General features: G+C 59.2%; 28 protein-coding genes and 1 pseudogene. 10 read left to right on the top strand and 19 right to left on the bottom strand.

Annotation, left to right across the window (positions count from 1 at the left end; translation table 11 throughout):
- Nucleotides 1–71: 71 nt before the first annotated feature.
- The 7 genes from ACKUG4_RS17685 to ACKUG4_RS17655 form a co-directional block, all read right to left on the bottom strand.
- Nucleotides 72–302 carry a hypothetical protein gene (locus tag ACKUG4_RS17685; protein ID WP_445434503.1) on the bottom strand — a complete coding sequence of 77 codons (231 nt, stop codon included), beginning with the start codon at nt 300–302 and terminating at the stop codon, nt 72–74.
- Between the two features lie 71 nt (nt 303–373).
- Complete coding sequence (locus ACKUG4_RS17680; protein ID WP_445434502.1) at nt 374–1,999, bottom strand: ABC-F family ATP-binding cassette domain-containing protein; 1,626 nt, start codon at nt 1,997–1,999, stop codon at nt 374–376.
- 143 nt (nt 2,000–2,142) lie between these two features.
- Nucleotides 2,143–3,180, bottom strand: coding sequence for a DNA topoisomerase IB (locus ACKUG4_RS17675; protein ID WP_445434501.1), 1,038 nt, complete (start codon nt 3,178–3,180; stop codon nt 2,143–2,145).
- A gap of 73 nt (nt 3,181–3,253) precedes the next feature.
- A complete protein-coding gene (gene modC, locus ACKUG4_RS17670) occupies nt 3,254–4,333 on the bottom strand; it encodes a molybdenum ABC transporter ATP-binding protein (RefSeq protein ID WP_064596959.1) in 1,080 nt (359 codons plus the stop codon).
- 3 nt (nt 4,334–4,336) lie between these two features.
- Nucleotides 4,337–5,017 carry a molybdate ABC transporter permease subunit gene (gene modB / locus ACKUG4_RS17665; RefSeq protein WP_064596957.1) on the bottom strand — a complete coding sequence of 227 codons (681 nt, stop codon included), beginning with the start codon at nt 5,015–5,017 and terminating at the stop codon, nt 4,337–4,339.
- The gene (gene modA / locus ACKUG4_RS17660) at nt 5,018–5,773 is read right to left on the bottom strand and encodes a molybdate ABC transporter substrate-binding protein (protein ID WP_064596955.1); all 756 of its coding nucleotides are present in this window, start codon (nt 5,771–5,773) and stop codon (nt 5,018–5,020) included.
- A 173-nt stretch (nt 5,774–5,946) separates the two neighbouring features.
- Entirely contained in the window at nt 5,947–7,008 is a 1,062-nt protein-coding gene (locus ACKUG4_RS17655; protein WP_445434500.1) for an NAD(P)H-dependent flavin oxidoreductase, read from the bottom strand.
- Nucleotides 7,009–7,222: 214 nt separating this feature from the next.
- Between ACKUG4_RS17655 and acuI the strand changes: the two genes are divergently transcribed.
- Nucleotides 7,223–8,206, top strand: coding sequence for an acrylyl-CoA reductase (NADPH) (gene acuI, locus ACKUG4_RS17650; protein ID WP_085610421.1), 984 nt, complete (start codon nt 7,223–7,225; stop codon nt 8,204–8,206).
- On the opposite strand, the gene ada is transcribed toward acuI, so the two are convergent.
- The 5 genes from ada to ACKUG4_RS17625 form a co-directional block, all read right to left on the bottom strand.
- Complete coding sequence (gene ada, locus ACKUG4_RS17645) at nt 8,207–9,280, bottom strand: bifunctional DNA-binding transcriptional regulator/O6-methylguanine-DNA methyltransferase Ada (protein ID WP_445434499.1); 1,074 nt, start codon at nt 9,278–9,280, stop codon at nt 8,207–8,209.
- Nucleotides 9,281–9,368: 88 nt separating this feature from the next.
- Nucleotides 9,369–10,031 carry a DNA oxidative demethylase AlkB gene (alkB, locus tag ACKUG4_RS17640; protein ID WP_064596947.1) on the bottom strand — a complete coding sequence of 221 codons (663 nt, stop codon included), beginning with the start codon at nt 10,029–10,031 and terminating at the stop codon, nt 9,369–9,371.
- 5 nt (nt 10,032–10,036) lie between these two features.
- The gene (locus ACKUG4_RS17635; RefSeq protein ID WP_445434498.1) at nt 10,037–10,750 is read right to left on the bottom strand and encodes a 2OG-Fe(II) oxygenase; all 714 of its coding nucleotides are present in this window, start codon (nt 10,748–10,750) and stop codon (nt 10,037–10,039) included.
- Between the two features lie 91 nt (nt 10,751–10,841).
- Nucleotides 10,842–11,012 carry a hypothetical protein gene (locus ACKUG4_RS17630; RefSeq protein WP_172829486.1) on the bottom strand — a complete coding sequence of 57 codons (171 nt, stop codon included), beginning with the start codon at nt 11,010–11,012 and terminating at the stop codon, nt 10,842–10,844.
- A gap of 34 nt (nt 11,013–11,046) precedes the next feature.
- Nucleotides 11,047–11,349: a DUF1883 domain-containing protein gene (locus tag ACKUG4_RS17625; protein ID WP_007958929.1), complete on the bottom strand. Its 303-nt coding sequence runs from the start codon at nt 11,347–11,349 to the stop codon at nt 11,047–11,049.
- 210 nt (nt 11,350–11,559) lie between these two features.
- Between ACKUG4_RS17625 and ACKUG4_RS17620 the strand changes: the two genes are divergently transcribed.
- Nucleotides 11,560–11,916 carry a hypothetical protein gene (locus ACKUG4_RS17620; RefSeq protein ID WP_039768742.1) on the top strand — a complete coding sequence of 119 codons (357 nt, stop codon included), beginning with the start codon at nt 11,560–11,562 and terminating at the stop codon, nt 11,914–11,916.
- Between the two features lie 72 nt (nt 11,917–11,988).
- Nucleotides 11,989–12,219: a hypothetical protein gene (locus tag ACKUG4_RS17615; RefSeq protein ID WP_011334337.1), complete on the top strand. Its 231-nt coding sequence runs from the start codon at nt 11,989–11,991 to the stop codon at nt 12,217–12,219.
- A 2-nt stretch (nt 12,220–12,221) separates the two neighbouring features.
- Here the strand turns inward: ACKUG4_RS17615 and ACKUG4_RS17610 are convergent, their stop codons facing one another.
- Both ACKUG4_RS17610 and ACKUG4_RS17605 read right to left on the bottom strand, forming a co-directional pair.
- Complete coding sequence (locus ACKUG4_RS17610) at nt 12,222–12,518, bottom strand: hypothetical protein (protein ID WP_064596941.1); 297 nt, start codon at nt 12,516–12,518, stop codon at nt 12,222–12,224.
- A 139-nt stretch (nt 12,519–12,657) separates the two neighbouring features.
- On the bottom strand, nt 12,658–12,846 hold the full coding sequence (locus ACKUG4_RS17605) for a hypothetical protein (RefSeq protein WP_064596939.1): 189 nt from the start codon (nt 12,844–12,846) through the stop codon (nt 12,658–12,660).
- Nucleotides 12,847–13,093: 247 nt separating this feature from the next.
- Between ACKUG4_RS17605 and galU the strand changes: the two genes are divergently transcribed.
- Together galU and gorA are read left to right on the top strand one after the other, a co-directional pair.
- Complete coding sequence (galU, locus tag ACKUG4_RS17600; protein ID WP_039768735.1) at nt 13,094–13,933, top strand: UTP--glucose-1-phosphate uridylyltransferase GalU; 840 nt, start codon at nt 13,094–13,096, stop codon at nt 13,931–13,933.
- A 129-nt stretch (nt 13,934–14,062) separates the two neighbouring features.
- The gene (gene gorA, locus ACKUG4_RS17595; RefSeq protein WP_445434497.1) at nt 14,063–15,421 is read left to right on the top strand and encodes a glutathione-disulfide reductase; all 1,359 of its coding nucleotides are present in this window, start codon (nt 14,063–14,065) and stop codon (nt 15,419–15,421) included.
- Here the strand turns inward: gorA and ACKUG4_RS17590 are convergent.
- Nucleotides 15,418–16,422, bottom strand: coding sequence for a DNA-binding protein (locus tag ACKUG4_RS17590; RefSeq protein WP_445434496.1), 1,005 nt, complete (start codon nt 16,420–16,422; stop codon nt 15,418–15,420). The genes gorA and ACKUG4_RS17590 overlap by 4 nt on opposite strands.
- Nucleotides 16,423–16,599: 177 nt before the next feature.
- Here ACKUG4_RS17590 and ACKUG4_RS17585 point away from each other — a divergent pair, with 177 nt between their 5' ends.
- The 3 genes from ACKUG4_RS17585 (at nt 16,600) to ahpF (ending at nt 19,929) form a co-directional block, all read left to right on the top strand.
- Complete coding sequence (locus tag ACKUG4_RS17585; RefSeq protein ID WP_445434495.1) at nt 16,600–17,538, top strand: site-specific integrase; 939 nt, start codon at nt 16,600–16,602, stop codon at nt 17,536–17,538.
- Between the two features lie 136 nt (nt 17,539–17,674).
- Nucleotides 17,675–18,238: an alkyl hydroperoxide reductase subunit C gene (gene ahpC / locus ACKUG4_RS17580; protein WP_007958941.1), complete on the top strand. Its 564-nt coding sequence runs from the start codon at nt 17,675–17,677 to the stop codon at nt 18,236–18,238.
- Between the two features lie 128 nt (nt 18,239–18,366).
- On the top strand, nt 18,367–19,929 hold the full coding sequence (ahpF, locus tag ACKUG4_RS17575; RefSeq protein WP_007958943.1) for an alkyl hydroperoxide reductase subunit F: 1,563 nt from the start codon (nt 18,367–18,369) through the stop codon (nt 19,927–19,929).
- An 82-nt stretch (nt 19,930–20,011) separates the two neighbouring features.
- Here ahpF and gloA read toward each other — a convergent pair whose 3' ends face one another.
- Complete coding sequence (gene gloA / locus ACKUG4_RS17570; RefSeq protein WP_445434494.1) at nt 20,012–20,533, bottom strand: lactoylglutathione lyase; 522 nt, start codon at nt 20,531–20,533, stop codon at nt 20,012–20,014.
- Nucleotides 20,534–20,675: 142 nt separating this feature from the next.
- Between gloA and ACKUG4_RS17565 the strand changes: the two genes are divergently transcribed.
- Nucleotides 20,676–21,194, top strand: a complete 519-nt coding sequence (locus tag ACKUG4_RS17565; RefSeq protein ID WP_236187780.1) for a DUF4946 domain-containing protein — start codon at nt 20,676–20,678, stop codon at nt 21,192–21,194.
- A 207-nt stretch (nt 21,195–21,401) separates the two neighbouring features.
- Here the strand turns inward: ACKUG4_RS17565 and ACKUG4_RS17560 are convergent, their stop codons facing one another.
- The 3 genes and pseudogenes from ACKUG4_RS17560 to ACKUG4_RS17550 all read right to left on the bottom strand — a co-directional run.
- Nucleotides 21,402–21,767 carry a histone-like nucleoid-structuring protein, MvaT/MvaU family gene (locus tag ACKUG4_RS17560; RefSeq protein WP_064596925.1) on the bottom strand — a complete coding sequence of 122 codons (366 nt, stop codon included), beginning with the start codon at nt 21,765–21,767 and terminating at the stop codon, nt 21,402–21,404.
- A 234-nt stretch (nt 21,768–22,001) separates the two neighbouring features.
- Nucleotides 22,002–23,537: an EAL domain-containing protein gene (locus ACKUG4_RS17555; protein ID WP_445434493.1), complete on the bottom strand. Its 1,536-nt coding sequence runs from the start codon at nt 23,535–23,537 to the stop codon at nt 22,002–22,004.
- A 107-nt stretch (nt 23,538–23,644) separates the two neighbouring features.
- Nucleotides 23,645–23,917 (bottom strand): annotated as a pseudogene (locus tag ACKUG4_RS17550) (type 2 periplasmic-binding domain-containing protein); the annotation flags it as partial.
- A gap of 311 nt (nt 23,918–24,228) precedes the next feature.
- Between ACKUG4_RS17550 and hppD the strand changes: the two are divergent.
- Entirely contained in the window at nt 24,229–25,305 is a 1,077-nt protein-coding gene (gene hppD / locus ACKUG4_RS17545) for a 4-hydroxyphenylpyruvate dioxygenase (protein ID WP_007958955.1), read from the top strand.
- The last annotated feature ends 41 nt before the right edge of the window (nt 25,306–25,346 follow it).

The raw sequence follows: 25,346 nt of genomic DNA, 5'->3' as shown, positions 1-25,346 counted from the left end.
AGCGCGAGCTCTCTGCCGTTGGGGCGCTGCTCCTTCAGCTGGTTTGAGTATAGACCCGTAAATGACAGCTATCAGCCCGACGACTCGGGGGCGGTCACTTGCGAGCTGGCGGCGTTGAGCCGATGACATTCCTTGCGGGCGTCTTCTTCCCGGTCGAAACCATCGCCGATGAAACCACCGGTTCGCGTGTCGCAGATGCGATACCAGCCCAAGGCTTCGGCGGGCTCATGGAGCGTTTCTCCGGCGCGCCGGCCGTGGATGACAATCTTGTTGCAGCGCTTCACGACAAATATGTCTTCCATGGCGTCACCGCAGCTGATTCCTACCAGATCAACTATAGAAGCCCTGAGCAATCGTGCAAAAAATAGCCAAGTCAGTTCGTCGGGTGCAGTTGCCAGCCTGATGAGTACCACCGCAGGTGGTGGGTCGGATTCAACGCCTCGAGGAAGTCCTGATCGTGGGAAGCGGCGACAATGGCGCCCGGAAACGTCAGCAACGCCCGTTCGAATGCTTCCACCGACGGCAGATCCAGATGATTGGTCGGCTCATCCAGCAGCAACAACTGCGCAGGGTCCGCTCGCCACAAGGCCAGCGCCAATGCGGCTTTCAGGCGCTCGCCACCGCTCAACGAAGCGCAGGGAGCTGTGGCGCGACTCGCATCCAGTTGCAAGTGAGCGAGATAGCTGCGCAGAGTGCCCTCGGTCAGCGCAGTTCCCTGCATCATCAGCTGTTCGGTGATGGAGCGCTGATCGCTCAGTTGGGCCAACTGCTGATCCAGGAATGCTAAGGGCACGTGTGTTGTGGCGGTTCCGTTGATGGGTGCGAGTTCCCCGGCGAGCACCTTCAGCAAGGTTGATTTGCCGCAGCCGTTGGGACCGCTGACAGCGATCCGCATCGGGCCATGGATCGTGAGATTCAGTGCATCGCCCGGCAGCCACGGCAATCGGGCTTCACTCAGCGTGCAGATCTGACGGTTGTTGGGCACGGCGCTCCCGGGTAGGTTGATCAGCACGCTGTCCTCGGGCTGTACCTTGGCATAAGCCTCGCGTACCTGGGCATCGAGCTCGGACTTGCGGGCCTGATGTCCCTGACGGACATGCCCCATGATTTCCCGTGCGGCGCCCTTGATCGCCACGTATTCGAAACTGGCAATGTTGGCGGTTTCGGCGTTGCGTCGGGAGTTGGCAGCGTGGCGCTGTATCGTGTCGTGCTCGCGTCGTAGCCGAATCCGCTCGCGCTGGCGTTCGCTTCTGGCGTGGTCGAGACGTGCCTGCGCCGCCGCTTGATAGATTCGCTGGTGCTCGCGGAATGCCGAGTAATTGCCACCGAATTCGATAGCCCCCGACGCGCTCAACTCAACGATACGCTGCATCCGGTCGAGCAATTGCCGATCATGGCTGACGACGATCAACCCGGTGTGCCAGCGCTCAAGCGAGTTCATCAGCCATTGCCGTCCCAATGCATCCAGATGGTTCGTCGGCTCATCGAGGATCAGCAATTCAGCCTGGCTGATAAACGCGCCAATCAGCGCGACTCGTGCTTGCTGGCCGCCACTGAGTTTGCCGGTCTCGTCGGAGAGGGCAACCTCGGTCAGCCCGGCGTCATCGAGCATACGCCGCAGGCGCTCCGCCAGGTCCCATTGTTCACCTATGAGATCGAAATCCTCGGCCGATCCGCCGCCATTCTTCATGCGCTCGAGCGCCTCAAGAATGGCGGCGCTGCCGGTGGTCTCGGCGACCGTTTCGCCGGGTGCGGCAATAAAGGTTTGCGCCACGTAGGTCGTCGTTACGGAACGCGTCACGCTACCGGTGGTGGGTTGCCATTGTCCGGCGATCAGGCGCGCCAGTACGCTTTTGCCAACGCCATTGCGCCCGACGATGGCGGTCGGGGTGTGATCGAATTTCAGGTTGAGTGCAGTGAAAATCGTCTCGCCATTGGCGAACTGAAAACCCAGCTGGTTCAGGGAGACGAGAGCAGGCGTACGCGAGACGTGAGTCATCGGCACCTCCAAAAAATGTTGTGAGCACTGACAGGCACCTTGAGCGGCGTGTCGCGATTACATTTTTGAAGGCTTAGTTGTTCACTTCTGCGGTCGTCCTGAGGAGGTAGGAGGGCGTAGCCTATTCGAGATGGGCGAAGGCTTCAAGGCGCTGTTGCCTTCTCTACCGTGCGTTCGAGAAACAGGGCCAGCGCGACTTCTTCCTTGCGCAGCCCCTTGCGGACGCGCGGCTTCGGCAATTCGGCCAAGGCGCCGAGCATGAAGTGCTCCACCACCGCCGGGTGGATGTAGCATTTGCGACAGACCGCCGGCGTGTTGCCCAGCTGGCGGGCGACACCCTTCACCATCTCGACCACATGCCGCTTGGCTTCGGCCTCGGACTCCCATTGCAGCTCTCGCAGGACCGCCAACGCCAATGCGCTGCCGGCCCAGGTCCGGTAATCCTTGGCGGTGAAATCCGCGCCGGTCAGGGTTTGCAGGTAGGTGTTGACGTCGGAAGAGCTGACGCTGTGTCGCTCGCCGTTTTCATCCAGATACTGAAACAGGTTCTGCCCTGGTATTTCCAGGCAGCGCTTGATGATCCGCGCCAATCGCCGGTCCTTCACTGTGATCTGATGCTCGATGCCGCTCTTGCCGCGAAACTGGAACAGGATCGCGCTGCCGTTGACCTCGACATGCCGGCTGCGCAGGGTGGTCAGGCCGTAAGAGCGATTGTCCCGCGCGTATTGCGTATTGCCGACGCGAATCAGGGTGGCGTCGAGCAACGTGATGACGGTCGCCATGACTTTGTCTCGGCTGAAGCCCGGCGATGCCAGCAGCGCTTCCAGCTGTTTGCGTAGTTTGGGCAGCGCCAGACCGAAATCACGCAGGCGCGAATACTTGTCCGCGTCGCGCACTTCGCGCCAGCGAGCGTGATAGCGATATTGCTTGCGTCCACGGGCATCGCGACCGGTGGCTTGCAGATGGCCGCACGGGTCGGCGCAGATCCACACGTTGGTGTAGGCCGGCGGAACGGCCAGCGAGTTGATGCGCTTGATCTCGTCAGGGTCGGTGATGCGCTGGCCTTCGGGATTGAAATAGGCGAATTTTCCGCGCAGTTTTCTTCGGCTAATACCCGGCTGGGTGTCATCGACGTAATGCAGATCCGAAGGCAATACCTCGGTGAGCGCAGTATCGGGCATGGCGGATTTTCCTTCGCGGCAATCAGGCTGTTAAAACCATTGACCGCACGCCATGACGGACGTGCCCGCGGGTTTACGCCAGCACCGCGACGGCCTTGATCTGGGCCCACAATGACTGGCCCGGATGCACGCCGAGTTGGTCCCGCGAGTAGCGAGTGATGCGCGCCAGCAGTGGTGTGCCCCCAACATCGAGGCGGATAAGGACATGCGCGGCGTTATCCGCCGGCTGCTCGCTGACGACCGTAACCGGCAGTCGATTGAGGATGCTGCTGAACTCACTGTTTTGCAGAGTCAGGCTGATGTCTCGCGCGTGTACCTTGCAGCGAAGACTTTGGCCCGTCGTCATCGGCGCGTGGGTCACGCGAATGCTCAGTGGCGAGTCCGGCAGTTGCAGGGTGAGCAATTGATAGTCGGCATCGTAGCCGCTGACCTGGCCTTCGATGATCACCCCGGCGTCATTGTCCATGGCCAGCGGCAGATCGAGCCGCGCCAGGGTTTCACCAATCGGGCCGCTGGCCAGCGCTTTGCCGTCGCTGAGCAGCACCAGGTGGTCGGCGAGCCTGGCCACTTCGTCCTGGGCGTGGCTGACATACAGCACCGGGATTTCCAGTTCGTCATGCAGGCGTTGCAGGTAGGGCAGGATTTCGCTTTTGCGCTGACTGTCCAAGGCTGCCAGAGGCTCATCCATCAGTAGCAATTCAGGGCTGGTCAGCAGCGCTCTGGCGATGCCGACACGCTGACGCTCGCCGCCGGACAGATGCTGAGGGTGACGATCCAGCAAATGGCCGATGCCCAGCAGTTCGGTGGCTTGGGTCATGTCGACCCGGCGCTGCGCCTTGGGAATGCGTTTGAGGCCGAACTGCAGATTGGCCAGCACCGACAGATGCGCAAACAGGCTGGCTTCTTGAAACACATAGCCGACCGCACGTTTGTGTGGCGGCACGAAGATGCCTTTTTCGCTGTCCTGCCAGACCTGGTCGTTGATGCGGATAAAGGCTTGCGGCGCGCGCTCGAGCCCTGCGATGCAGCGCAGGCACGTGGTCTTGCCCGAGCCGGACTGACCGAACAGCGCCGTCACGCCGCGACCGGGCAGCTGCAGATCAACGTCGAGACTGAAGCCCGACCAGGCCAGTTTCAGGCGTGCATCAATCATCGATCAGCTCCAGCCCGTGCGGGTCTTGCGGCTGGAATACAGCGCCAGCAATACCAGAAACGAGAACACCAGCATCGCCCCGGCCAGCCAGTGCGCCTGTGCGTACTCCATGGCTTCGACGTGGTCGTAGATTTGTACGGAAACCACCCGGGTCTTGTCGGGAATATTCCCGCCGATCATCAGCACTACGCCGAATTCGCCGACGGTGTGGGCGAAGCCGAGGATTGCCGCGGTGATGAAGCCGGGGCGAGCCAGGGGCAGAATCACGCTGAAAAAAGTGTCCCAGGGATTGGCGCGCAAGGTCGCCGCTACTTCCAGAGGACGAATACCGATTGCGGAGAAGGCGTTTTGCAACGGCTGCACCACGAATGGCATGGAATAGAGCACCGAACCGATGACAAGGCCGGTGAAGCTGAAGGTCAAGGTGCCAAGCCCCAGCCACTGAGTGAAATGCCCGATGAAGCCATTGGGGCCAAGGGCCAGCAGCAGATAAAAACCGATGACCGTCGGTGGCAGCACCAGCGGCAGCGCGACAATCGCGCCGATGGGACCGCGCAGCCAGGAACGGCTGCGCGACAACCACAGGGCAATCGGCGTACCGACGACCAGCAGGATCGCGGTGGTCAGGGACGCCAGTTTCAGGGTCAGCCAGATCGCCGCGAAATCGGCACTCGTCAGCGCCATTTACAGTTGATAACCGTAGGACTTGATGACCGCAGCGGCTTTCGGGCCTTTGAGGTAATCAACCAGCGCCTTGGCAGCGGCATTGTCCTTGCCTTTGTTGAGGATCACGGCGTCTTGCTTGATCGGGTCGTGCATGTTCGCCGGAACGATCCACGCGGAGCCGCTGCTGACCTTGCCGTCCTTGTAGATCTGCGACAGGGCGACAAAGCCCAGCTCGGCGTTGCCGGTGGACACGAACTGGTAGGCCTGGGTGATGTTCTGGCCTTCGACGATCTTGGCTTTGGTGGCGTCCGTCAGTTTCAGTTTTTCCAGCACCTGAGTGGCGGCCAGACCATAAGGGGCGGCCTTCGGGTTGGCGATGGACAGGTGCTGGTATTGGTTTTTCTTCAGGACATCGCCGTTGGCGTCGACGTAACCTTCCTTGGCCGACCACAGCGCCAGGGTGCCGATGGCATAGGTGAAGCGCGACCCCTTGACGGTGTCGCCTTCTTTTTCTAGTTTTTCCGGGGTGGTGTCATCGGCCGACAGGAAAACTTCGAACGGCGCGCCGTTTTTGATCTGGGTGTAGAACTGGCCGGTGGCGCCATACGCAGCGACCAGTTTGTGCCCGGTGTCTTTTTCGAAATCGGCGGCAATCGCCTGGATCGGTGCGGTGAAATTGGCCGCGACCGCGACTTGCACTTCATCGGCCTGAGCAGCGCCGATGGCGAATACCGCGAGCAGGGCAGGGGCAAAACGTGAGGCACGATTGATCATGTAACGGCTCCGTGGGTGGCAAGTGCAGTGGGCAGTTGTTATTGGAAGGTAGACTGCGCCGATGCGAAGGGGTGAAACGCTATATAGCGAAATATATAGCGAAATGCCGCCAAACAGGAAGCACTGCTTCTAAATCGGGCGAGGGCGCCACGCCCCTCACCCGTTCGGGTTCATCACCGCGTCAGTCTTGCCAGTGCGCCCTCAGCCAGTTGCCGGGTCAGTTCAGCGCTGCCGAGATCTTTGCCTAGTGTGAAGGCCTGGCCGGCCCAGAGGTTGCTGAAATCTGCTTCGCCCTTTGAACGCAGCGGCATCAAGGCACCGCCAGCCAGCGGAAAAGCGGGGGCCTTGTCCGACATCGGGCCCAGTTCGCGCATCACCCGATTGAGAATCCCCCGCGCCGGGCGTCCGGTAAACAGGTTGGTCACCGCCGTCTCGCTTTCCTTGGCGGTGCGTAAGGCCTTGTGATGCGACGCACTGACTTTCGCTTCCGGGGTAAACAGATACGCCGTCCCGACTTGAACCGCCGAAGCGCCGAGCATGAACGCTGCCGCGACGCCGCGCGCATCGGCAATCGCACCGGCCGCAATCACCGGGACGCTCACCGCGTCGACCACTTGCGGCACCAGGGCAAACGTACCGACCTGACTGCTCAGGTCAGCGCTGAGGAACATCCCGCGATGGCCGCCGGCCTCGTAACCCATGGCGATGATCGCGTCGCAACCGTTCTGCTCGAGCCAGATCGCTTCGTCGACGGTGGTTGCCGACGAGATGATTTTCGCACCAGTGGCCTTGACCCGATCCAGCAAGGATTTTTCCGGCAGGCCAAAGTGAAAGCTCACCACTTCAGGGCGAAATTCTTCCAGCACTTCACAGGCGGTCGCATCGAAGGGCGCACGGTTTGACACCGGCGTCGGCGCATCGAAATCGACACCCAGTTCGCGATAGTAGGGTTCCAGCAGGTCTTTCCATTCACGGGCTTTTTGCTCATCCGCGCCCGGAGCTTGATGGCAGAAAAAATTGACGTTGAATGGCTTGCTCGTGCCTTGGCGAATGGTCTTCAGTTCTTCGCGCAGTTGCTCGATGGTCAGCATCGCGGCCGGCATCGAACCGAGGCCACCGGCGTTGCAAGTTGCGATGACCATGGATGAATTAGTGGCTCCGGCCATGGGGCCCTGGATGATCGGCAGTTCGATGCCGAACAGGTCAAGAATGCGGGTATCAGGCCATTGGCTCATGGAATAGCTTCTCCGACGACAAAACAGGGCAGGGACGGTAGCAGCCGGTTTTTTAACGCAAAGCCACCCCCATGACCAGCACAGATTTGTAGCTTGAGCAGCGGGCGCTGGCTCGGTGTTCACGCCCGATTGGCTAAAAGTCGAGTGGGGCAAAATGTTGCAATGTGCTATTCCAATGCCTCGACATCCTTAATTTCACCGATAAGAGGCAGTCATGTTCAAAGGCATTCTGATCGATAAAGACGACAGCGGTTATCGCGCCAACCTGCAGGAAATCAGCGATGAGCAGTTGCCGGAGGGCGATGTGACAGTGGATGTCGCTTACAGCACGCTGAACTTCAAGGACGGCCTGGCGATCACCGGCAGCAGCCCGGTGGTGCGCAAGTTTCCGATGGTGCCGGGGATCGATCTGGCGGGCACCGTCGAAGTCAGCTCACACCCGGACTACAAGGTTGGCGACGCGGTGCTGCTCAATGGCTGGGGCGTCGGCGAAAGCCACTGGGGTGGCTTGGCGCAGAAGGCGCGACTGAACGGTGACTGGCTGATTCCGCTGCCCAAGGCATTCACCGCTGCGCAAGCCATGGCCATCGGCACGGCGGGCTATACGGCGATGCTGTGTATCATGGCACTGGAGCGTAATGGCGTGACAGCGCAACAGGGCGAGGTGCTGGTGACCGGCGCCAACGGTGGCGTCGGTAGTTTTGCCATCGCATTGTTGAGCAAGCTGGGCTACCGCGTGGTCGCTTCTACCGGTCGAGTGTCGGAACACGAATACCTGACACAACTGGGTGCCAGCGAAATCATTGATCGCGCCACCCTGTCCGAACCCGGCAAGCCGCTGGCCAAGGAGCGCTGGGCGGGCGTCATCGATTCGGTCGGCAGCCACACGCTCGCCAATGCCTGTGCCAGCACCCGGGCCGAAGGTACCGTGGCTGCGTGCGGTCTGGCTCAGGGCATGGATTTTCCGGCGTCCGTGGCGCCGTTCATTCTGCGTGGCGTGACGCTGGCCGGGATCAACAGCGTGACTCAGCCCAAGGCGCGGCGCATCGAGGCTTGGGATCGTCTGGCGAAGGATCTGGATTTTGCGCTGTTGCCGCTGATCAGCCATGAAATCGGCCTCGGCGAAGCTATCGACGCGGCACCGAAGTTGCTGGCGGGGCAACTCCGGGGGCGAGTTGTCGTTGATGTGAATCGCTGATTACTGTCTGGTTTTGCCTTCACGCTCGAGCAATTCGCGCTTGCGCTCCACGCCCCAGCGGTAGCCCGACAAATTGCCGTCACTGCGCACAACGCGATGACAGGGGATCGCTACCGCCAGGCTGTTGGCGCCGCAAGCCTGGGCCACTGCACGTACGGCTTTTGGTGAGCCGATTCGCAGGGCGATGTCCGCGTAGCTGGCGGTGCTGCCGACCGGTATTTCGCGCAGCGCCTGCCACACCCGCTCCTGAAATGCTGTGCCGCGCACATCCAGCGGCAAATCCAGTCCGATGGCAGGCGCTTCGATGAAGCCTACGACGTGGGCGATCAGTTGTTCGAACTCGGCATCGGCGCCAATCAGGTTGGCCCGGCGAAACTGGTCCTGCAGGTCGCACACCAATTGGTGTGGATCGTCGCCCAGCAGAATCGCGCAGATCCCACGCTCGCTCTGTGCCACCAGAATGGCGCCGAGCGAGCACTGGCCGACGGCGAAGCGGATGTCGTTGTTCTGCCCGGCAGCCCGGAAATCGCCGGGTTTCATACCCAGTAACTGATCGGCCGACTCGTAAAAACGGCTGTTGGAATTGAAGCCGGCGTCATACAGCGCTTCGGTCACCGAGCCGCCGTCTGCCAGACGCTGGCGGACCCGGCGCGAGCGGTGTGCGGCGGCATAGCCCTTCGGCGTCAGGCCCGTCGCTGCTTTGAATACACGATGAAAATGGAAGGCGCTCAGGCCGGCGGTCTCGGCGAGATCATTGAGTGCGGGCAGGCTGTCCGACGCTTCGATCTGGCGACAGGCTGCCGCAACGGTGGCGGCATGCTGCGCGGCGACCTCGGTCTGATCCTTGCTCACTCGTCTGCTTGGGCGATAGCCTGCGGCTTCGGCTTCTTCGGCGGTATCGAAGAACTCGACGTTCTGCGGTTTCGGCAAGCGAGCCAGGCTGCTGGGGCGGCAATAGATGCCGGTGGTTTTCACGGCATAGACAAACTGGCTGTCCGCCCGAGGGTCGCGCGCCACGACAGCGGCCCAGCGTGGATCGTCTTCAGTGTTCAGCGAGGTGGTAAGCGTTTTCATGATGGAGAGTCCGTTGACCTGTTGAATTTCAGGTTAACCAGTGCCACCGGCCGGAACACTCCGAGCCTTGCGGTCAAACTTTGCAGAATTATCCGGCGGTGCGAAACGTGAGATTGAAGCGTTGTTCGCCCAGGCGCGGGTGCCGGCCAGGTTTGATCGGCAGGATGCCGTGGTAGCGCAACCGGTCGGCGCCGCCCCAGATCACCATGTCGCCGTGCAGCAACGGGATTTTCTGGCTCCTGTCGCCGCGCGCGAAACCGCCGAACAGGAACGTCGCGGGCAGGCCCAATGACAGCGAAACGATCGGCGCTTCGTAGGCGTTTTCGTCTTTGTCCTGATGCAACGACATCTTCGCGCCCGGAATATAACGATTGATCAGGCAGGAATCCGGCGTGAAGTCGGCAAATCCGGCGCGTTTCGCTGCTGCCTGGGCCAGTTCGCGAAATACCTCGGGCATCGCCGGCCAGGGTCGATGGCTCACGGGATCTTCGGATGAATAGCGGTAACCGCTGCGATCGGTGATCCAGCCCAGTGCACCGCAACTGCTGGTAGCCACCGACATGCTGAACCCCCCGGGCGTCATCATGTGGCGCAACGGAGCGCAGGCTATGATCGATTCCAGGGCCGGCAACAACTGCTCGATTCGCGCCAATGCAAAGCCGCGCAACACCCAGGATTGCTCGCCGATCTGTTCGGCGCGCCGTGGTTGCTCGGATTCTGTGTCGGCGAACAGGTCGAAGGTGGTTTGCATGATCGTCAGGTCGCGTCGTGGAAGATGATGCCCAGAGTATGCCGTTTTCCGCTGTGCAGTCGGCTGACACCGTGGCGCATGGTCACCCGGTAGTCACCGCGCACGCCTTTGACCGGGCGCTGGCTGACGGCAAAGATCAGCGCGTCGCCTTTTCTCAGGTCCATCACCAGCGGGCGCGACTGCATTCTCGGACGTTGTTCGGTCATCACGAACTCGCCACCGGTGAAATCTTCGCCAGGTTCTGACAGAAGAATCGCCACTTGCAGCGGAAACACATGTTCGCCGTACAGATCCTGATGCAGACAGTTGTAGTCCTGCGGGCCGTATTGCAGCAAGAGCGGGGTAGGCCGCAGTTGACCGGCGGCGTGGCAGCGCTCGAGAAATTCGCTGTGTTGCGCTGGAAAACGCTCCGGTAGTCCCATTCGTTCATGCCAGCGGTTGGCCAGAGGCACGAGTCGCGGGTAGAGCGCGCTGCGCAGGCGTTCCACCACGGATGGAAGCGGATAGCGCAGGTATTTGTATTCCCCGCGTCCGAAACCATGGCGGGCCATGATCACCTGGGACCGGAACGGTTCGCTTTGTGGGTAAAGCGCACTCAATCGATCGCAGGTCTCCGGGCGCAGCAGCGTGCGGATGACGGCACAACCGTCCTGATCCAGTTGCCGCTCCAGGGCGATCCAGTCGAGCGCAACGAGCGGGGAGGCGGGTGAGGATGACATGCTGATTCCTTGGCTTGCATTCAGGTATCAGTCTGGGTCGTCCACCCGGCCGCAACACTCCGCCGCTTGCGGTCGAATTGTCACCCGGGTCTTACAGGGCCTTGCTGACGCTGATGTCGCTGATCTCATCAGCGCTCTGGCCGTGCAGGGCATCCAGTGCGGCCTTGGCTTCTTCCGGCGTGCCGTTTTCCAGCTGGGCGAACTCGAAGCGGCGCTCACCGTTGAGTTTGTACTTGATCACGTATTTGGTTGTTTGGGCCACGTTGATGCTTACCTGTCTGCGTTGGCGGAACCGCTCAGCTGAGTTTGGAGCTGGAGCGGCGGATGATTTTGATCGAGTGCGTCAGGGTTGGCTTGCGGGTCACGCTGATCGCGCGGCGGTTGACGGTGTCGATGGTGATGTTCCAGAAACCGGTGCTCGGGGCGGTAATGCGGGCCGGGAATGTGTCGAAAGCACCGCCGTGATAGGTGTGACGGCCGCCATTTTTGAAGCTGCGGAAGTTGGCGTCGTTCATCAAGCGGATGTTGCAGGTTTGCGAGCATTGAATGACGACGATGTCGTCTTCGTTGAGGTGCTCGCGCTGGTGAATGAATTTCATGGGCGCCTCCAGAAGGGCTTTTTCTACAAAATCAAAACGATAGCATTGTCGATCGGCGCAGTTTATCAGCCCGGACGGGTTATTATCCGGCCGTCGGGCAGCGCTTTGACAATTAAAAACAGAATTCACGATTCGATGTGGGTTAAATGCAGTGAGCCTCGGAGAAAAACGGCATTCATGCTGTCGGAGGGTCTTTATTGGAGGTTTTGTATGAAGTGGGGTGTGGTGATTCTGCCGTTGGCATTGGCAATGGGTGGTTGCGCAAGCGTTTCGGAAATCAATGAAACACTGCCGACCATGAACGTCATTTCCGGCAAGAAGCCCCATGAATATGCTGAATGCCTGGCCGAAAAGCTGTCCAGCAGCCGCGGTGCCCTGCAGGTAGAGCGGAACAAGGACGAGGTTCGGGTCATTGTGCCGGGCAAGCTGGGATCGGGTCCGGCGGCGGTGTTTGACATCGAGGATCGCTCCGGTGGCAGCAGCATCAAGCTGCACGAGCGGATGTCCAACGTGCCGCTGCGTCCATGGGATGTACGCAAAGCCGCCACGGCCTGTATTTCCGGCTGATAGACTGTCAGCAGTCAGCATTGATGCCGTCACAGCGTTGCTGTGGCGGCATTGTCATTTCTGGAGAAGTGAATGAAGAGAGAGCAGGTGCGGGAACGACACAAGGAAGGGCTTATTGCGGCTACCCATGTGATCCAGAACCCGGCGAATCCGGGGGAGTGGATCGTGTTTTTCAAGAAAAGCGCCGGGCGCAGTTACTTCCTGGTCGACGATAACGACGAAGTCGAATCATTCAACCGGCTCGACGACCTGATCGAGGTCGTGCGCGGGCTGGGGATCAAGTTCGCCGAAATTCACATGTAAGGCTACTTGCAGACCACTACCACGCTGCGGTTTTTGTAGTTGCCGACGTCGACGCCCAGCGTCTTGTCGTCTTCCTTGGGCGCCGGTGTGCCGTCAGTCCCGACGATGCGATAACCGGTGCCGGCGCAGGACGCGTCAGCCTTTTCATAGCAGGTGGCCCAGGAATTGGCCTCGCCGGAGCAATCGATGCTCAACCCTTGTTCGCCATTGTTCAGGTAAGTGGTCTGCGAAGTGGCACAGCCGGTCAGGGCGGCGAGTGCAATCAGCGGCAGGAAACTGATGAGGGAACGGTTGGTCATGGCAATGTCATCTTCGAGGAGGAGGGGGCTAGACGCTATGACAGCGCCGGCAGGAAAAGGTTATAGCGATTGGCCACTTCTTTTCGCGCAGCCAAAAAAAGCCCTGCGCAATGGCAGGGCCGGCCGTCATCATTACCGATCAGTCTTGTTCCTTGCCGCGACGTTTCGGGGCTGCGGGCGTGTAATCGAGCACCGCGGCGACTTCAATCGCCATCGCCTCTGTGGGCAACGGGCCGGACACGTCTTCGCCGTTGGCGGCAGTGATATGCCACTGGCCATCTTTCGCCTTGGCGACGGTGTACCCGTTGATGATTTTTGCTGCGGACATCTAGCGGCCTCGTTGGCTGGTTCAAAGGCGCCATGATAACGGTAAATGGGCGAGCGGGCGCAGGTCGATGCGGCGTTCCGAGATCTTTGGGCTAAGCTGAATGCGCAGCCTCTGTGAGCGGATTGAACTATCCGCCAGATTATTTCTCTATGTTGACATCGGTTAGCCAGTGCGGGGCATTGTAAGGTGCACGCCGCCTGATTAGACTGCGCCGAAACTCGTACACACAGCCCTTTCAAGGACTTATATGATCAAGAAATGCTTGTTCCCAGCAGCCGGTTACGGTACTCGCTTCCTCCCAGCGACGAAGGCCATGCCCAAAGAAATGCTGCCGGTGGTAAACAAGCCACTGATCCAGTACGGCGTCGAAGAAGCTCTGGATGCTGGCCTGAACGAAATTTCCATCGTGACCGGCCGTGGCAAGCGCGCCCTGGAAGACCACTTCGACATCAGCTACGAGCTGGAAAACCAGATCAAGGGCACCGACAAGGAAAAATACCTGGTCGGTATCCGCAAGCTGCTGGACGAGTGTTCTTTCTCCTATACACGTCAGACCGAAATGAAAGGCCTGGGTCACGCGATCCTGACCGGTCGCCCATTGATCGGCGACGAACCGTTCGCCGTGGTGCTGGCGGACGACCTGTGCGTTAACCTCGACGGTGACGGCGTACTGACCCAAATGGTCAAGCTGTACAAGCAGTTCCGCTGCTCGATCATCGCGATTCAGGAAGTCGATCCGCAGGAAACCAGCAAGTACGGCGTGATCGCTGGCGAAATGATCCGCGACGATATCTACCGCGTACACAGCATGGTCGAGAAGCCAAAGCCGGAAGACGCGCCGTCGAACCTGGCGATCATCGGTCGTTACATCCTGACTCCGGACATCTTCGACCTGATCGAGCAGACCGAGCCAGGCAAGGGTGGTGAAATCCAGATCACCGACGCCCTGATGAAACAAGCCCAGAACGGCTGCGTGATGGCTTACAAGTTCAAGGGCAAGCGTTTCGACTGCGGTGGTGCTGAAGGCTATATCGAAGCCACCAACTTCTGCTTCGAAAACTTCTACAAGACTGGCAAGGCTTACTGATAGCGCCTGATCTGCCTGTACGAAAAAGCCACCTTCGGGTGGCTTTTTCATTTTCCGCCCCTATATCGGCAGGAGTGCTTGCCCAACGGACGACGGCGGGTATGCTGATCGCCTGCCGAGGAGATAGAAATGGCCTACGATTTTGACCTTTATGTGATTGGTGCCGGTTCCGGCGGTGTGCGGGCTGCGCGTTTTGCTGCCGGGTTCGGTGCGAAAGTGGCGGTGGCCGAGAGCCGTTATTTGGGCGGTACTTGCGTCAACGTCGGTTGCGTACCGAAAAAACTGTTGGTGTATGGCGCGCATTTCGCCGAAGACTTCGAACAGTCCTCGGGTTTTGGCTGGAGCCTGGGCGAGGCGAATTTCGATTGGGCCACGCTGATTGCCAACAAGGATCGCGAGATCAATCGCCTGAACGGCATTTATCGCAATCTGCTGGTCAACAGTGGCGTGACCCTGCATGAAGCGCACGCGAAAATCGTTGGTCCGCACGAAGTCGAGGTCAATGGTGAGCGATACACTGCGAAGAATATTCTGATCGCCACTGGTGGCTGGCCGCAGATCCCGGAGATTCCGGGGCATGAGCATGCGATCAGCTCGAACCAGGCGTTCTTCCTGAAAGAGCTGCCCAAGCGCGTGCTGGTCGGCGGCGGCGGTTATATCGCCGTCGAATTTGCCGGGATTTTCCATGGGCTGGGCGCCAACACGACGTTGCTGTATCGCGGGGATCTGTTCTTGCGCGGTTTCGACGGTTCGGTGCGTAACCATTTGAAGGAAGAACTGACCAAGCGCGGTATGGATCTGCAATTCAATGCCGACATTGCGCGCATCGACAAGCAGTCGGATGGCAGCCTGAAAGCGACTCTCAAGGATGGTCGCGTACTGGAAGCGGATTGTGTGTTCTACGCCACCGGTCGGCGTCCGATGCTGGACAATCTGGGGCTGGAAAACACTGATGTGCAGCTCGACGACAAGGGCTTCATCAAGGTCGATGAGCAATACCAGACCACCGAGCCGTCAATTCTGGCACTGGGTGATGTCATCGGTCGCGTGCAGTTGACGCCGGTGGCGCTGGCCGAAGGCATGGCAGTGGCGCGACGCCTGTTCAAGCCTGAGCAATACCGTCCGGTGGATTACAAGATGATCCCGACGGCGGTGTTCAGCCTGCCGAATATCGGCACCGTCGGCCTGACCGAAGAAGAGGCGCGGGAAGCGGGTCACGACGTGGTGATCTACGAAAGCCGCTTCCGGCCGATGAAGCTGACTCTGACGGATTGCCAGGAACGCACGCTGATGAAGCTGGTGGTCGATGGCAGATCTGACAAGGTGCTGGGCTGTCACATGGTAGGGCCGGATGCCGGCGAGATTGTGCAGGGTTTGGCAATCGCATTGAAGGCTGGCGCCACCAAGCGTGACTTCGACGACACCATCGGGGTGCACCCGACGGCGGCCGAAGAGTTTGTCACCATGCGTACGCCGGTCGGCGCTTAAGTCTTTTTCGGTTCTACTGCGTCTGGTGCTGCCGCAACGGTGGTGGCCAGACACAGGCTGGCTTGTGCCGTGGCCAATTCCTTTTCCAGTGACTGATTGAGCTGCGACTGCTCGTCGACGTTCTGCTTGAGCGTCTGGCTTTCCAGCAGTGCCACACGCAAACGTTCCTGGAGGAGGGTGCGTTCGCTGTCGACGCGAGACGCTTGCTCCAGCAGTTGATCCTGACGCTGATTGCTTTGTTTGAGCTGATCCTGCATCAGGCTCAATTCGCGCACGGTGCCGCGATTCTCGGTCAGCAGACGTTCGTTGTCGCGGTGCAACTGAGTGATCTCGTCCTGACGTACCAGTGCGCTTTGCTGCGCCTGGCGCAACTCCATCTGCAACTGCTGAACCTGAGTTTCGTGACGGCTTTGCTCCTGCTCGCGCTGTTCCTTGATGGCGTTGCGGTAGTGCTCAAGCGCATCGCGGGCATGCAGGTGCTTCTCTTCCAGCGAGCGGATCTGCTCGTCCTTGTCCTGCAGGCGCAATTCAAAGTCTGACAGTGCCTGATTCAGCCCGGCGTTGCGGGTCTGCTCGGTCTGCAACATCGAGCGGGTATCGCTCAGCGCTTCGGATTCCTTGGCCAGCGCGGCAGCCTGAATGTCGTGCTTCTTCTCCAGTTGCACATGATCCTGACGAAGCTGATTCAGTTCGTCCTCCAGTGCCTGACGCTGTTGCTCGTACTGCTCGCGCGCCTGGTCAATCGGTTCCTGCGCCTGTTCTTTCAGGCGTTGTGCAAGGCGCGTAACGAGTGCCAGCAGCTCGTCATCGATGGGTTCCGCCGAAGGATCGGCCGGTTCGCTGCCGTCATCCAGTTCTTTTAAATACCGATGAATCGTGGTTTTCGATCCTGTATTGCCCAATTCGATACGTACTGCGTCGATGCTGGGGTGTTCGCCACGGGCGAGGATCGCTGCGCGCGCGATCTGGACCACTGCTTTGTTAACGCCGCCACGGGCCATATCTGCTCCTACCATTTCGTACTGTGGTACATGCCACTAAAGTACGCAGTGTACCATGTTGAAAATAAAGTGAAACAAGCGCTGATAAACGGACGGGATATACTGGTATTACCCCATGTGAAACCCATAAAATCGGTTTCCGCACAAACCTTCAGTACGCCACGAGAAAATCAGCCCATGAGCGATATCGATCGCTATCTGCAAGCCGCCACCCGTGACAACACTCGCCGCAGTTATCGTGCGGCCGTCGAGCATTTCGAAACGGTATGGGGCGGATTCCTGCCCGCGACAGCGGACAGCGTCGCGCGGTATCTGGTGGCGCATGCCGGCGTGCTTTCGGTCAACACGCTGAAGTTGCGCCTGTCGGCGCTGGCGCAGTGGCACAACAGTCAGGGCTTCGCCGATCCCACCAAGTCGCCGGTGGTGCGCAAAGTGTTCAAGGGCATTCGCGCCCTGCATCCCGCGCAGGAAAAACAGGCCGAGCCATTGCAACTGCGCGATCTTGAGCAGACCGTCACCTGGCTTGAGCAGGAAATGAAAGACGCCCGGGAAAAACAGGACCGGCCGCTGCTGCTACGAGCCTGCCGCGACCGCGCGTTGATCCTGCTGGGCTTCTGGCGTGGCTTTCGCAGCGATGAGCTGTGTCGGGTGCAGATCGAGCACGTGCAGGCGCACGCCGGCAGCGGCATCACCCTGTACCTGCCGCGTAGCAAGGGTGATCGGGAAAACCTCGGGCAGACCTATCAGGCCCCGGCGCTGTTGAAGCTGTGCCCGGTGCAGGCTTATATCGAATGGATCACCGAAGCGGCGCTGGTACGGGGCCCGGTGTTTCGCGCCGTTGACCGCTGGGGCAATCTGAGCGAAGAGGGCTTGCACGCCAACAGTGTGATCCCGTTGTTACGCCAGGCCCTGGAGCGCGCGGGGATCTCTGCCGAGCGCTACACCAGCCATTCCCTGCGTCGCGGCTTCGCAACGTGGGCCCATCAAAGTGGGTGGGACCTCAAATCGTTGATGAGTTACGTGGGCTGGAAGGATATGAAGTCCGCCATGCGCTATGTTGAAGCGAGCCCCTTTCACGGGATGGCCCGGATTACGGATAAGCCGCTGTCGCCGTAGATATCGTTTTCTTCTATTAATATCCTCAGCTAATAGCGAAAACAAATCAGCAGCATCAGGTTTGCCAATGAGCCATCCGTCGAGTGACTGGGTAGGATTCACCCATCGAATTCACAACCCTGACGGAGAGTCATCAATGCCTATCATCAACAGCCAAGTAAAACCGTTCAAAGCTACCGCGTTCAAAAACGGCGACTTCGTACAAGTCTCGGACGCTGACCTGAAAGGCAAATGGTCCGTAGTGTTCTTCTACCCGGCCGACTTCACTTTCGTTTGCCCAACCGAGCTCGAAGACCTGGCTGACAACTATGCCGCCTTCCAGAAACTGGGCGTAGAGATCTACAGCGTTTCGACCGACACCCACTTTGCTCACGCTGCCTGGCACAACACTTCGCCAGCCATCGGCAAAATCCAGTACACCATGATCGGCGACCCGACTCAGGTCATCTCCCGCAACTTCGACGTGCTGATCGAAGAAGCTGGCCTGGCGGATCGTGGCACCTTCGTGATCAACCCTGAAGGCCAGATCAAAATCGTTGAACTGAACGATGGCGGCGTTGGCCGTGACGCTTCCGAGCTGCTGCGCAAAATCAAGGCTGCTCAGTACGTTGCTGCTCACCCAGGCGAAGTTTGCCCAGCCAAGTGGAAAGAAGGCGAGGCCACTCTGGCTCCGTCCCTGGACCTGGTCGGCAAGATCTAAGTCTGTGACACGCAATGCAGGGCGGGATTCCGCACCTACTTAAGTAAGCTGCACCGCCCAATAGAAAAGCCCGGGCGAGATTCGCTCGGGCTTTTTTTCGCCTCAAATAAAGTCAGGAGATCGCCCGTATGTTGGACGCCAATCTTAAAGCCCAGTTGAAATCGTACCTGGAACGGGTCACCCAGCCGATCGAGATCGTTGCATCACTCGACGACGGTGCGAAATCCCGTGAAATGCTCGACCTGCTGAAAGATGTTGCCAGTCTTTCGCACCAGATTACCTTGATCGACAGCGGCGACGATGCACGCAAACCGTCGTTCTCGATCAACCGCCCCGGTGCCGACATCAGCCTGCGTTTCGCCGGCATCCCGATGGGCCATGAATTCACTTCGCTGGTGCTGGCCCTGCTGCAAGTCGGCGGCCACCCTTCGAAGGCCAGTGTCGAAGTGATCGAACAGATCCGCTCGCTCAAGGGCGAGTTCAACTTCGAGACTTACTTCTCGCTGTCCTGCCAGAACTGCCCGGACGTCGTTCAGGCACTGAACCTGATGGCCGTGCTGAACCCGAACATCCGCCACGTCGCCATCGACGGCGCGCTGTTCCAGGACGAAGTCAACGATCGCAAGATCATGGCTGTGCCGAGCATTTACCTGAACGGCGAAAACTTCGGCCAGGGCCGCATGGGCCTGGAAGAAATCCTCGCCAAACTCGACACGGGCGCCATCGAGCGCCAGGCCGAGAAAATCAGCGCCAAGCAAGCCTTTGATGTGCTCGTAGTCGGCGGTGGCCCGGCCGGTGCTTCGGCGGCGATCTACGCCGCACGTAAAGGCATTCGCACCGGTGTAGCGGCAGAACGTTTCGGCGGTCAGGTGCTGGACACCATGGCCATCGAAAACTTCATTTCCGTGCAGGAAACCGAAGGCCCGAAACTGGCGACCGCGCTGGAAGAACACGTCAAGCAGTACGACGTCGACATCATGAACCTGCAACGTGCCGACAAGCTGATCCCGGGCAAGAATGGCGAGCTGCATGAAGTTCACTTCGCGAGCGGCGCGACCCTCAAGGCCAAGAGCGTGATTTTGGCGACCGGCGCGCGGTGGCGTGAAATGAACGTGCCGGGCGAGCAGGAATACCGCAACAAAGGCGTGGCGTACTGCCCGCACTGTGACGGTCCGCTGTTCAAAGGCAAGCGTGTGGCGGTGATTGGCGGCGGTAACTCCGGCGTCGAAGCGGCCATTGACCTGGCCGGTATCGTGTCTCACGTCACCTTGCTGGAGTTCGACGTACAGCTGCGCGCCGACGCCGTATTGCAACGCAAGCTGCACAGCCTGCCGAACGTCACCGTGATCACCAGTGCGCTGACCACTGAAGTCACCGGTGACGGGCAGAAGGTCAACGGCCTGCGCTACAAGGATCGCAATACTGACGAGTTGCGCACGGTCGAGCTGGAAGGGATCTTCGTGCAGATCGGTCTGCTGCCCAACACCGACTGGCTCAAAGGCACCATCGAACTGTCGCCGCGCGGTGAGATCATCGTCGACAATCGCGGTGAAACCTCGATCCCCGGCATCTTCGCCGCCGGTGACGTGACCACCGTGCCGTACAAGCAGATCGTGATTGCGGTGGGCGAGGGCGCCAAGGCTTCCCTCAGCGCTTTCGATCACCTGATCCGTACTTCGGCTCCGGCGTAAATCCCGGGCCTGAAAAAAGAAAACCCCCATCAGTGATGATGGGGGTTTTTCTTTGCGGGGTGCTTTCTACCCAGGTTCAGCTTTACAGCGGCGCCGGTTGGATGATCTCGACCCAGTAGCCATCCGGATCCTTGATGAACGCCAGGCTCTTCATGCGGCCATCGGTCAGACGCTTCTGGAAGTCGCAGCCCAGCTCTTCAAAGCGTGCGCAAGCCGCAACGATGTCCGGTACCGAAATGCAGATGTGACCGAAACCGCGCGGGTCGGTGTTGCCGTTGTGGTAGGCGAAGTCTGCGTCGTTCTCGGTGCCATGGTTATGGGTCAGTTCCAGAATGCCGGGAATCGACTTCATCCACTCGGTGCGGGCAGCGGCGTCGGCCGGGATCTGCGATTTGTCGACTAGGGCGAGGAAGTACAGGCTGAATTCCGCTTCCGGGAAGTCACGCTTCTCTACCAGCGAGAAACCCAGTACGCGGGTGTAGAAGTCCAGCGACTTGGTGATGTCTTTGACGCGCAGCATGGTGTGGTTGAACACGAAGTTGCGGGTTGCGCTGTCCGGGGTGGCGGTGACGCCGGGGAAGATGTTCAGTTCTTGCAGGCTCATGAGCCCTCCGTAACAAATTGGGGCGAGTGAATGGGCGCAATGATACGCATGCCTGGCAGCATCGCCAAACCGAAAGCGCGGGCTTGCCCTGTGAGCGGGCGGGCCTCAGACTTTACGGCTCAATCCGCGAGTGCCTCTGGTAATGATCCGACCGTTCAAATCGCTGTTCGTTTTCCTGGGTTTTTCCCTGCTTGCTCTGCCAGCCTTTGCCGAGGCGCCGAGCATCACCTGGCCCGCCGGCTGGGAGGTCGAGGCACTGCCCGAAACCTCCCCTGAAGTCTCCCGTCAGCGGGCAGTGAAGACTGACGCCGATGGCAATCAGGTGATGGTGATGGAGTTGACGATGACCCGTGTGGAAAGTGGTCATCAGGTCAACTTGCAGGGCGTGTTGCTGGAGATGCGCAAGTCGGTGCAAAAAGACTTTTTCCAGAGCGGTTATCAGAGTGTCTGCAACAGGGTTCATCCGAGTACGCTGGGTTCGCTCACAGCGCTTGAGACCACTTGTACGGTGACTGAAAACGGCCGTCATGTGTTGTCGCAAACATTGGTTGCAGCGGTCGAGGCGGATAAGGCTTACGTACTTTCGTATGCTGGGCAGGCAGAGATTTATAAGGCGAGCGGTGACGACATAGTGGCTGCGCGAAACAGCTTGAAATTCTAGTCGTCTGTTCGTGGCCAGCGTGGTGTTAGATACCTGAATTGATTAAACATAAAGTTAATCTTGGGTACTGGGGGCAACATTCCGAAGCATAGTTTCAGTACCGGAGCGGTTTGAGAATCAACTTCCCCGCCAGAAAAATCGTTTCATTTGTTAAATATTGTCCAAAAAAAAGCCCTGCATATGCAGGGCTTTCATGTTTGCGAGGGATTAACCGCGCAACCAGGAGTCGACGGTGGCTACACCGTATTGTTCCTTCCAGGCTTTCAGGCCACGGTGGTTGCCACCCTTGGTCTCGATCAGCTCGCCAGTGTGCGGGTTCTGATAGACCTTGACCACGCGAGCTCGGCGGGTTTTAGGTGCGGCGGTCGATTGCAGACCGGATTTCGCCGGGTTCGGATCGAGAATGGCGATGATGTCTTTCAGGCCTTTGCCGTAGGTTTTCATCAGCCCCTGGAGCTTTTCTTCGAATTCGATTTCTTTCTTGAGCCCGGCATCGTTCTTCAGCGATTCCAGCTGCTTGAGCTGTTCCTGAAGGGCCTTTTCAGCTGCACGAAATTCAGCGAGTCTGGACAATATCTTTACTCCAATAGTGTGTTTGGCTGATACCAACCGCAAACAAAGCTATAAGCCAAGAGCCTTGAAGCGACTCGGTGATAATGGCTCACCTGCCCATCTTGCAACAGGTAAGAAAAATTGTAGTAGTTAATGTGGCAAGAGTAAATCCTGACTTTTTCTTCATGTAACAACAACGTTGTTTTGTATCAATTTGGTGCGGGCTGTCGGCAAATCAGGATTTATCCCGCCAAGTTAATGATGAGTTAATGCTTCGATGAAATCTGCGGCCGGCATCGGCTTGCCGAAAAGGTAGCCTTGCAGAAAGTTGACATGGTGGGCTGCCAGATAATCACACTGAGCTTGCGTCTCGACACCTTCGGCCACAATGCCCAGATCCAGTTTGGTGGAAAGCTCGATGATGCTGTCCAGAATGTGCCGGGACAGCGCATCCTTATCGATCATGGCGACGAATGTCTGGTCGATCTTGAGGAAGTCGACATTGAATGTCCTCAAGTAGCCGAGGCTTGAATGGCCGGTGCCAAAGTCGTCAATCGCGATCTTCACACCCATCGCACGCAACTGTGCGAACAGTTGATGAGTGATGTCGGACGGCTCGATCAGCTCGCGTTCGGTCAGTTCCAGGACCAGCGTGATGCTGCCGGGCTGGAAAGCTGACAAAAATTCACGGCAATCCTCAACCAGCTCAAGATCGCGGCAGTGGCTGGCGGTGATGTTGATGCCGATGTGGAACGGCGAATCGAAGGTTGGTGACAACGGCCCCAGTATGACAGCGGTTTGCTGCATCAAGGCGCGAGTCATCGGCACGATCAGCCCGGAGTGTTCGGCAAACGGTATGAACAGATCCGGACGCACCAGTCCCTCCTTGGGATGGTTCCAGCGCATCAGCACTTCCGCGCCCGACCAGCGTTTGCTGTCGCCGTGCACCACCGGTTGAAAATAGGGAATGAATTCACCTGCTTCCAATGCCCGAAGCATTTCATGGCTGGGCGAGGTGGAGCGCTTCTGCACGATGTAGCCGATCGCTGCCGATACCGCACCGAAGAACATCAGCAGGCTGAACAGCGGGGGGTATTCATCTTTCATGTAGCGCCAGGTTTCGCCTTCCGCAAATGCGGCGCTGACCGAAAATGCATAGTGCGACGAGTGCAAGGTACTTTGCGCCACCGGCAACGCGGGCAGGGCGCCCTGATGCACTTTGCCATCGGCGGAGAGCCAGTTGTTGCCGACTTGCAGCAACAACAACGTGTGCCGGCCGATCAGGCGCAGGATGTTGCTCAGGTGGTAGCCGTCCAGCGTGGTCAGCGCGCCACCGCGCCCTTCGCTCAGGCGATACACCAGCAGCGCGGTATTGGGTGTCACCGGGTTGCCGTTCATGAGCCACAGCTTGCCTTCGGCGTATTCGCCCGGATTCACGGCTTCCTTGAAGTCGCCGAACAGCGAACTGCAATAGAGATTGTCGTCCCACACCAGGTTGGTCGAGCGCACGAACGGGCGGCGGGTGACTTGCTCGCGCAAGGCCAGCTTGACGGTCTCGCAGGTCTGGCCGGCCAAGGGCAACAGTTCGCGGGCGGCCTGGGCAGTGTTGTCGAGCATCAGTTCGAACTGGCGCAGGGCTTCATCGGCGGTGTGTTGTGAGCTCTGCTGGAGGGCGCGTTCAGCCTGCATATAGAGGATGACGCTGCCGAGCACGATCGGCAGCAGGCCACACAGCAATGTCACGATAATCCTGGTGCTGCGCTTGCGGCGGGGCCTGACGGTCAGTGGCATGGGCGCATCCTGTCGCGAATGGAGTGGGGCTCTTGATTGCAGGCGAAGCGTGCGCGCAAAGCCCAAGGTCTGAGCCCATGATAGATGGCCAATGGCACCTGCGCCGCTCAACGGTAATCCAGTCGTGTTGCCAGTTGAATAAACGCCAGCGTGGCGGGCGAAGCCTGACGCTGATCCAGCACCGCCAGGCCGACTTGCCGGGTGACTGTGGGGGACAGCGTTCGCTTGACGTAACGCGGGGCTGGGTCGGAAGGCAACGAACCTTCGGCTACCACGGTCATCGCATCGGCCCGACCAGTGGCATCGAGGGTGCTGAGCAACTGCGCGTAGCGATAGCGAATGTTCGGGCTCAGCCGGGCGACGTTGAATAGGCGCGGAACTTACTGGCGGGCATCTGGCTGTATACAAACCCCTTGCACCAGCCGGAAAAAAGCGGATTTTATAGAGAGGGCAGACAACCCTATTTACGCTGTGTAGAATCGGGTTACGCATACAATAATAATCGTCTTCTGGCAGCAGAAGCCTCGCCCGCAAGAGCCTTGGGTCGACAATGAAGATATTCGGGTTTCAACTGATCTACGGTGATTTCCTCGCCCGCAGTGTGCGTGGCATCTCCTGTGCGCCACCCACCGGTCTCAGCATTACTGACAAATAACTCTGGTTAATTGATAAGAATGATGAGGCGCCAACCATGGCAGATTTATACGAAAACCCAATGGGCCTGATGGGCTTCGAGTTCATCGAGTTCGCATCGCCGACACCTGGCACCCTGGAGCCGATCTTCGAGATCATGGGCTTCACCAAGGTCGCGACCCACCGCTCCAAGAACGTGCACCTGTATCGCCAGGGCGCGATCAACCTGATCCTCAACAACGAACCCCACAGCGTTGCTTCGTACTTCGCGGCCGAGCACGGCCCGTCGGTTTGCGGCATGGCGTTCCGGGTCAAGGATTCGCAGAAGGCTTACAACCGCGCACTGGAACTCGGCGCCCAGCCGATCCACATCGAAACCGGCCCGATGGAGCTGAACCTGCCGGCGATCAAAGGCATTGGCGGCGCGCCGCTGTACCTGATCGACCGTTTCGGCGAAGGCAGCTCGATCTATGACATCGACTTCGTATTCCTTGAAGGCGTTGACCGCAACCCGGTCGGTGCCGGCCTGAAGATCATCGATCACCTGACCCACAACGTGTATCGCGGTCGCATGGCCTACTGGGCGAACTTCTACGAGAAGCTGTTCAACTTCCGCGAGATCCGCTACTTCGACATCAAGGGCGAATACACCGGCCTGACCTCGAAAGCGATGACCGCGCCGGACGGCATGATCCGCATTCCGCTCAACGAAGAATCGTCGAAGGGTGCCGGGCAGATCGAAGAGTTCCTGATGCAGTTCAACGGCGAGGGCATCCAGCACGTGGCGTTCCTCACCGACGACCTGGTCAAGACCTGGGATCAGTTGAAAAAGATCGGCATGCGCTTCATGACCGCGCCGCCGGACACCTACTACGAAATGCTCGAAGGCCGCCTGCCGAACCACGGCGAGCCGGTCGATCAGCTGCAATCGCGCGGCATTCTGCTCGACGGCGCTTCGGATAAAGAAGACAAGCGTTTGCTGCTGCAGATCTTCTCGGAAACCCTGATGGGCCCGGTGTTCTTCGAATTCATCCAGCGCAAGGGCGACGATGGTTTTGGTGAGGGCAACTTCAAGGCACTGTTCGAATCGATCGAGCGTGACCAGGTGCGTCGTGGCGTGCTTGCCACCGAGTAATCCGCATCAGATGTAAAAAAGCCCGGCCTGCAGAAATGCAG

Source organism: Candidatus Pseudomonas auctus (assembly GCF_048654275.1).
GTDB lineage: Bacteria > Pseudomonadota > Gammaproteobacteria > Pseudomonadales > Pseudomonadaceae > Aquipseudomonas > Aquipseudomonas pharyngis.
Note: the sequence above shows the minus strand (reverse complement) of the source record. Positions and strands in the feature narration are given on the sequence as shown.